The organism is Ilumatobacter nonamiensis YM16-303 (assembly GCF_000350145.1).
GTDB lineage: Bacteria > Actinomycetota > Acidimicrobiia > Acidimicrobiales > Ilumatobacteraceae > Ilumatobacter_A > Ilumatobacter_A nonamiensis.
Map to the genome: position 1 here is coordinate 1 of NZ_BAOL01000189.1, position 7,888 is coordinate 7,888.

A 7,888-nucleotide genomic window follows, 5' to 3' on the forward strand; every position below is an offset into this window, starting at 1 on the left:
GCGCTCCGTGCGCGAACTGTTCACGAGAACGTGAGGTGGCTGGTGCTCGCAGTGAGGCTGGCGACGCGTTACGTTCGGCGCATGGGAGCCGCCGCGACTTCGTCCGTGTCGCACAGCGCTCCCGGCCGAACCACCGGTCAGTTCGGCGTCGTCGTCTTCCTCGCGTCGGACATCATGCTGTTCGCCCCGTTCTTCGCGGCGTACTTCCTGCTCCGGTCGACGGCGGCAGAATGGCCTCCCGAGGGCGTGGAACTCGACGTGCCGCGCGCACTGCTCGCGACCATCGTCCTGGTCGCTTCGTCGTTCACGCTCCTCGCCGGCGACCGTGCCCAGGAACGCGGCGACGGTCGCGGGATGCGCCGGTGGCTGATCGTCACGATCGTGCTCGGCGTGGCATTCCTCGTCAACCAGTTCGCCGAGTACACCACGATCCCGTTCCGCGCCGACGACCACACGTACGGGTCGGTCTACTGGGGTCTCACGGGCCTGCACACCGCCCACGTGCTGGGCGGCGTGTGCGCGCTCGGTCTGCTGTACATCCGCGCGGCGCGGACGAGATCGCTCGACGAGATCACGCCCTGGGCGCGCGGGGTCTCGCTGTTCTGGCACCTTGTCGACGTGGTGTGGATCGCCGTGTTCATCACGATCTGGGTGATCCGGTGAACAGCAGGCTGCGTTCCGTGACCCTGGTGGCAGCACCGCTGGCGCTCGCCGCTGCGTTCGGCATCGTCACGTTCCTCGGGTCCGGAGCGGCCACGGGCGCAGCGCCGTCCGAACCGGTGGACGGAGCGGAGTTGTTCGCCACGCAGTGCTCCAGTTGTCATGGTCTCGACGGTCTCGGCGTCGAGGGACGCGGACCGACACTCGAGCCGGAGGGAGAGGCATCGGCGGACTTCGTGCTGCGAACCGGGCGGATGCCGATGGCCACGACCGACCGGCAGGCTCACCGCGGTCCGGTCCGGTACTCGGAGGAGGAGATCGTCGCGTTGGTCGAGCACGTCGGAATGATCGGATCGGGACCGGACACGCCCAACATCGAGATCGAGGGAGCCGACGTGTCCAACGGCGGGGAGCTGTACCGGTTGAACTGCGCTGCCTGCCACGTGGCGTCCGGCGCCGGCGCGCCGATCGGCGGCGGCCGTCAGGCCCCGAACCTGCTGGAGGCGACACCGACCGAGGTCGGTCAGGCGATCATCGTCGGGCCGGGTTCGATGCCGGTCTTCAGTGAGTTCGAGCCACAGGAACTGAACGACATCGCCGCCTACATCCACGAGGCGCTCACGGACGACGACACGACGTCGGCCAGCCGCTTCGGTGGAGCCGGTCCGGTCGCCGAGGGCCTGGCCGCGTGGATTCTGGCGCTGATTCCGCTGGTCGCGTTGACGCGCTGGATCGGGCGGCCGAAGGACGGGCGTGATCACCCCGAGGATGCTGCTGGTCCGGACGGCGATGACGGCGAACCATCGATCGACGATGGCACGGAAGACTCCGAGTTGGTGTCGACATGACCCAGTTCGACGACGCCGAGGACGACGCGACACCGGTGACCGCCCAGCGCCCCGTTTCCGACGAAGCGAGATCCGAGTGGTCGAGCGTCGCGCACGAGGACATGAACCTGCGTGCCTACCGGGCGGCGATCGTGGCATTCGTCGTCGCGGTCGGCGGTGGCCTGCTCGCTGCGATCGCCTACTGGACGAGCGAGACCGAGACACTGCTGGGTGTCGGCCTGGCCCTCGCTCTCGGCGGAATCGGTTTCGGTCTCGTCTCGTGGTCGAAGTACCTGGACCTCGACGAGCACGTCGTCCAGCAACGCGAACCGCTGCGGACCACCCCGCAGCAGGACGCGGATTTCGAGGAACAGGTCGAGGTCGGCCGGCAGACGGTCGGACGTCGGAAGCTGCTGGTCGGGTTGCTCGGTGGGTCGTTCGTCAGCCTCGCCATCGGGTTCGTCGGACCGGTCGGTTCGTTGGGTCCCCGACCGCGCGGTGAACGCGATTCGACCGGCTGGGCACCGGGACGCCGGCTCGTCACGCTCGACGGATCGCCGGTCGATCTCTCGTCGGGCATCTTCGACCAGCTCGCCACGGTTTTTCCCGACGGCATGATCGGTCGGGACGACTCCCAGGTCGTGCTGCTGCGACTGCGTCCGGAGCTCCTGAGTGAGCGCACGATCGATGACGGCGCGCTCGACGGGTGGGTCGCCTACTCCAAGATCTGCACGCACGCGGGTTGCTCGGTCGGGCTGTTCGGTGTCGACGACCGCGAGCCCGACGTCGTGCGACAGCTCGTGTGCCCCTGCCATCAGTCGGTGTTCGATCCGACCGACGGTGCCCGACCCGTCGGCGGACCGGCCACACGGTCGCTTCCACAGCTCTCGCTCGGTGTGGACGACGAAGGCTTCCTGGTGTCCAACCACGACTTCGACAGGCCCGTCGGGCCGATCACCTGGGACGAGGGATGAGCGTCTTCGACCGCTTCAGCCGTGGCGACACCGATGACGCTGGTGAGGTCACGAAGCGTCGTGGTCTGGTCGAGCGATACGTCGATTCGGTCACCAGTCGCACCGGCGGCGGGTCGTTCGTCACGAAGAGCTTGCGCAAGGTCTTTCCGTCGCACTTCTCGTTCCTGTGGGGAGAACTCGCGCTCTACAGCCTCATCGTGCTGTTCCTGACGGGCACCTACCTGACGCTGTTCTTCGAGGGGTCGCAGGAAGTGGTCACCTACACCGGCTCGCACGAACCACTGCAGGGGCAGGAGGTGTCTGCGGCGTTCGATTCGGTCATGCGCATCTCGTTCGAGGTCAAGGGCGGCCTGCTGATCCGCCAGATGCACCACTGGTCGGCGCTGTTGTTCGTCGGGGCGATCGCGCTGCACATGGCGCGGGTGTTCTTCACCGGTGCGTTCCGGCGACCGCGCGACCTCAACTGGATCGTCGGCCTCACGTTGCTGCTCCTCGCCCTCGCCGCGGGGTTCACCGGGTACTCGTTGCCCGATGACCTGCTGTCCGGCACCGGACTGCGCATCACGAACGGCATCATCCTGGCGATTCCGTTCATCGGCGAGCGGTTGGCGTACCTGATCTTCGGCGGCGAGTGGCCGGGTACCGACATCATCGGACGCCTGTATCCGGTGCACATCCTGCTGATCCCGGCGGCGATCGTGGCGGTGCTGAGCATCCACCTCGCGCTCGTGTGGCGCCAGAAGCACACGCAATTCCGAGGGCCCGGCCGGACCGAGCAGAACGTGGTCGGCGAGCGGGTGTGGCCGGCATTCGCCATGAAGTCGATCGGGCTGCTCTTCCTCACGGCCGGAGTCCTCACGGCGATGGGCGCGATCTTCGAGATCAACCCGGTGTGGCTCTACGGCCCGTACGACACCGCGGCCGCCACGTCGTTCGCCCAGCCGGACTGGTACATCGGGTTCCTCGAGGGTTCGGTGCGGTTGTTCCCACCGTGGGAATTCCGAGCCGGCGGGTTCGTGATCAACACGTTGGTGTTCTCCGGCATCTTGATCCCGGGGATCGTCTTCGGCGGCCTGTTCCTGGCACCGACGATCGAACGTCGACTGACCGGCGACACCGCCGATCATCACCTGCTCGACCGGCCGCGTGATGCCCCGAACCGGACCGCAGCCGGTGCGGCGTCGATCGCGTTCGTGGCCGTCCTGTTCCTCGGCGGGGCACAGGACGTGGTGGCGAGCACGCTCGACTTCTCGGTCGGTCACGTCACCACCGTGCTCCAGTTCGCGATGATCCTGGCCCCGCCGATCGTCTTCGTGATCACGAAACGGACGTGCGTCGAGCTGCGTGATCGCACGGGCCCGGAACGCACCGAACGGCGTGTCCCGGTCGAGCGAACGGCCGACGGCGGCTATCACATTCCCGACGACCAGCTGGAGGATTGGATGCTGGCGGGTGGTGCGGCGCCGGGTCACTTCGACGAGATGGCCGATCACTCCACGGTGCGCGGCAAGCACGCTCACCGGGACGAGTCCGATCCCGTCCACGCCGACGAGGAGGCGCTCGACGAGATGCGCGATGACGCGGGGGCGGACCGATGACGTCGCGTTCGCCGCTCGCGCCTCCGATCACCGACCAGGCCGACGACATCGACCGGGTGTGGGACGTCTTCCTGTACCTCGCGCTCGGCGTGCTGGCGTTCGTCGTCGTCCTCGTCGTCTACGTGGTGATCCGGTTCCGACGTCGGGACGACCGTCTGCCACAGCAGAAGCACTACAACATCCCGCTCGAGATCGCGTACACCGTGGTTCCTTTCGTGCTCGTCGTCGGCCTCTTCGCGATCACGGTCGTCACCGTCAACGCGATCGACGACACCGACACCGATCCCGACCTCACCGTGCACGTCACCGCCTTCCAGTGGCAGTGGGAGTTCGAGTATCCCGAATCCGGGGTCCGCATCATCGGTGGGGCCGACACCGACGCCCCGGAGCTGGTGTTGCCCGCCGACTCCTCGGTCCTCTTCGAGTTGGAGTCGCTCGACGTGATCCACTCGTTCTGGATCACGGCGTTCCGTTTCAAGCGGGACATCATCCCGGGCACGGTCACCGAGTTCAGTGTGGACATGAGCGATGACGCTGCCGGCGAGTACCCGAACGCGGGGGTCTGCGCCGAGTACTGCGGGCTCGATCACGCGCTGATGAGGTTCTCCGTGCGGGTGCTCGAACCCGCCGAGTTCGACGCCTGGCTCGTCGAACAGGCGAACGATCAGGAGGTTGCGGGATGACCGCCGTCGATCCGACCGTCGATCCGGACCGCGAGGCGATGGGGGGCGCCGACCCGGACCGACTCGTGGAGATCGACGACTTCCTCGGCGATCCCGACGCGCACGGTCCACGCGGTCTCCCGCGCACGATCATCGGTTGGCTCACCACCACCGACCACAAGGCGCTGGGCATCGCGTACATCGTCACGTCGATGGTGTTCCTCGGCATCGGCGGCGCGCTCGCTGGTGTGATCCGAGCGGAGTTGGCCGAGCCGGGACTGCAACTCGTCAGCGTCGAGACCTACAACAGCGTCTTCACGATCCACGGCAGCGTGATGGTGTATCTGTTCGCCGTCCCGTTCGGTTTCGGGATGGCGAACTATCTCCTTCCGCTCCAGATCGGCGCGCCCGACCTCGCGTTCCCACGTCTCAACGCGTTCTCGTACTGGCTGTACCTGATCGGCGGAGCGGTGATGTTGCTCGGTTTCGTGGCCGACGGGGGAGCGGCGTCGTTCGGCTGGTTCGCCTATCCGCCGCTGTCGGGCGCAGCGGGAACTCCCGGCATCGGCGCCGACATGTGGATCGTGTCGATCATCCTCACGGGTACGTCGGGCACGCTCACCGCGGTCAACGTCATCGCCACCGTCACGATGATGCGCACGCCGGGCATGACCCTGTTCCGGATGCCGATCCTCACGTGGAACATGTTCATCACGTCGTTCATGGTGCTGGTGGCGTTCCCCGTGTTGTCGGGCGCGCTGCTGATGCTGCTGGCCGACCGACAGTTCGGAACGCACTTCTTCGACCCGGTCGACGGTGGCTCGCCGATCCTGTGGCAGCATCTGTTCTGGTTCTTCGGGCACCCCGAGGTGTACATCGTCGCGCTCCCGTTCTTCGGGGTCGTGACCGAGATCTTCCCGGTGTTCTCGCGCCGCCCGGTGTTCGGGTACAAGGGCTTGGTCCTCGCCACGCTCGCGATCGGTGCGCTGTCGACGTCCGTGTGGGCGCACCACATGTTCGCCACCGGTGATCTCGTGCTGCCGTTCTTCGCTGCCACCTCACTGCTGATCGGCGTGCCGACCGGGGTCAAGATCTTCAACTGGATCGGCACGATGTGGGACGGGTCGTTGAGTTTCGAGGCGCCGATGAAGTTCGCGATCGGGTTCCTCGTGACGTTCGTCGCTGGAGGCGTCACCGGGATCATGCTCGCGTCGCCGACGCTCGACTTCCACCTGACCGACTCGTACTTCGTCGTCGCCCACTTCCACTACGTGATGGGCGGAACGGTGATCTTCGCGATGTTCGCCGCGATCTACTTCTGGTGGCCGAAGGTCACCGGGCGGCTGCTGTCGGAGAAGCTCGGAACCTGGCACTTCTGGCTCCTGATGGCCGGCTTCAACGTCACGTTCTTCGTCCAACACCTGCTCGGACGGGCGGGGATGCCGCGGCGAGTTCCCGATTACCGACCGATCGAGAACTTCGAACTCTGGAACAAGATCTCGTCGTTCGGGTTCCTGATCCTCGTCGCATCGATGGTTCCGTTCCTGATCAACGTGGTGCGGTCACTCCGGAGTCCGGCGACGGTCGGAGCCGATCCGTGGCACGCGAACTCGCTCGAATGGGCGACCTTCTCGCCGCCCGCCGATCACAACTTCACCTGGCTTCCGCCGATCCGCTCGGAGCGTCCCGTCTTCGACCTCCGTTGGATCAATTTCGAGGGAGTCGGCGCTCCGACGTCGGCCGACGCGTGGGAAGCTCGGCACGATCACGACGAACAGTGGCTCCCGCTGCATCAATGGTCCGACGAAGAGGAACAGAAGCGTACGACCGGGCCGCGACCGATCGAACGAACGAGCGAAGGCCAGAGCAGCGACGAGGATCGCGCCGATGGCGATCGTGGCGACGACGGCGAGGAGATCACGTGAAGATCGAAGCGATCCTGTGGACCGGCGTGGCGGTGTTCTACATCGTGATCGGGCTGTTGTACCTGGCGGTCGGGGGCGACACCGCCGGGGTCGTGCTGCTGCTCCTCGCGACCGGTCTGGGTGGACTGGTTGCCGGATGGGTCTGGGACTGGACCCGACGCAACGGCGAGCGCGTCGAGAACCGCGCCGACGTGGACGCGATCGACTCGACCGGTGTCGTCGGCGTGTACCCCACGGCGAGCCTGCGTCCGTTGGCGCTGGCGATCGGCGTGACCGCGATGTTCCTCGGGATTCCGCTGGGATCGTGGCTCAGCATGGTCGGCATCGCGATCGTCGCGTCCCAGGTGCTGCTCCTCACGCGCGACACCGACACCTGAGCGCATCGGTGGTCGCGACGTGCACCTGATCGCCCACACCAGTTGGCTCGAACACACTGCGTTGGTCGGCGTCGGTCTCCTCGCTGTGGGACTGTACGGGTGGGGCTGGTGGCGGGTCGGAACCATGTCCACCTGGCAGTTGGTCGCGTGGTGCGCCGGGGTCGCGGCGCTCCTGGTCTCCGTGATTCCGTCGATGGAGGAATGGGCCGAGCGGTCGTTCGCAGGCCACATGGTGCAGCACCTCCTGATGATCGTCGTCGCCGCACCGCTGTTGGTCGTCGCGAAACCGGTGACGGCGGTTCGCGGCACCGGGCTGTTTCCGGAACACGCGACGGTGACCGAACGCTCGATCGCCCGTTGGTGGCGGGGCAACGGCGCCCTGCTGAGTGCGGCGTTGTTCGTCGGCGTGCTCTACATCACGCACCTGACCGCGATCTACGACACGGCTCTGTCGAACAGGTGGGTGCACGATCTCGAACACGTCGCGTACATCGCGAGCGCGGTCGCGCTCTGGGCAGCGCTGCGAGCCACGGGACGCTCTGCGGCGACGGCGCGCATCGGCGCGGTGTTCGCCGTGATCGCCGGCAGTGCACTGCTCGGCGTCATCCTGCTCTCGGCATCGAGTCCGCTGATCCCGACGTACGAGGCCGTACGCGGAACGGCGGGAGCGCTCGGTGATCAACGCGCGGCCGCGTCGCTGATGTGGGTCGGGGGAATGGCGACGACGCTGCCTCTGCTGCTCATCTCCGTCTGGTCGTGGGCGTCGGCCGAGCAGCGCATCGCCGTGCGTGCCGAATCCCTGTCCGACACCCGCACGGCCGCCGCAAACGATGCTGTTCTCGTGAACAGTTCGCGCACGGAGCGC

General features: G+C 66.8%; 8 protein-coding genes. All 8 read left to right on the forward strand.

Annotation, left to right across the window (positions count from 1 at the left end; all coding sequences use genetic code 11):
• Positions 1-51 precede the first annotated feature (51 nt).
• On the forward strand, positions 52-663 hold the full coding sequence (locus tag ON45_RS16325; protein WP_277619184.1) for a cytochrome c oxidase subunit 3: 612 nt from the start codon (positions 52-54) through the stop codon (positions 661-663).
• 17 nt (positions 664-680) lie between these two features.
• Entirely contained in the window at positions 681-1,508 is an 828-nt protein-coding gene (gene qcrC, locus ON45_RS16330; RefSeq protein WP_158412469.1) for a cytochrome bc1 complex diheme cytochrome c subunit, read from the forward strand.
• Positions 1,505-2,461: a ubiquinol-cytochrome c reductase iron-sulfur subunit gene (locus tag ON45_RS16335; RefSeq protein ID WP_051063211.1), complete on the forward strand. Its 957-nt coding sequence runs from the start codon at positions 1,505-1,507 to the stop codon at positions 2,459-2,461. The genes qcrC and ON45_RS16335 overlap by 4 nt, the downstream gene beginning before the upstream one ends.
• Positions 2,458-4,059, forward strand: a complete 1,602-nt coding sequence (qcrB, locus tag ON45_RS16340; RefSeq protein ID WP_051063212.1) for a cytochrome bc1 complex cytochrome b subunit — start codon at positions 2,458-2,460, stop codon at positions 4,057-4,059. The genes ON45_RS16335 and qcrB overlap by 4 nt, the downstream gene beginning before the upstream one ends.
• Positions 4,056-4,742, forward strand: coding sequence for a cytochrome c oxidase subunit II (gene coxB, locus ON45_RS16345; RefSeq protein WP_051063213.1), 687 nt, complete (start codon positions 4,056-4,058; stop codon positions 4,740-4,742). Before qcrB ends, coxB begins: the two co-directional genes overlap by 4 nt.
• Positions 4,739-6,646: a cytochrome c oxidase subunit I gene (gene ctaD, locus ON45_RS16350; protein WP_051063214.1), complete on the forward strand. Its 1,908-nt coding sequence runs from the start codon at positions 4,739-4,741 to the stop codon at positions 6,644-6,646. Before coxB ends, ctaD begins: the two co-directional genes overlap by 4 nt.
• Positions 6,643-7,023 carry an aa3-type cytochrome oxidase subunit IV gene (gene ctaF / locus ON45_RS23180; protein ID WP_051063215.1) on the forward strand — a complete coding sequence of 127 codons (381 nt, stop codon included), beginning with the start codon at positions 6,643-6,645 and terminating at the stop codon, positions 7,021-7,023. Before ctaD ends, ctaF begins: the two co-directional genes overlap by 4 nt.
• A 19-nt stretch (positions 7,024-7,042) precedes the next feature.
• Positions 7,043-7,888 (forward strand): cytochrome c oxidase assembly protein (locus tag ON45_RS16360; protein ID WP_040495144.1); only part of this gene is annotated, 846 nt, incomplete at its 3' end.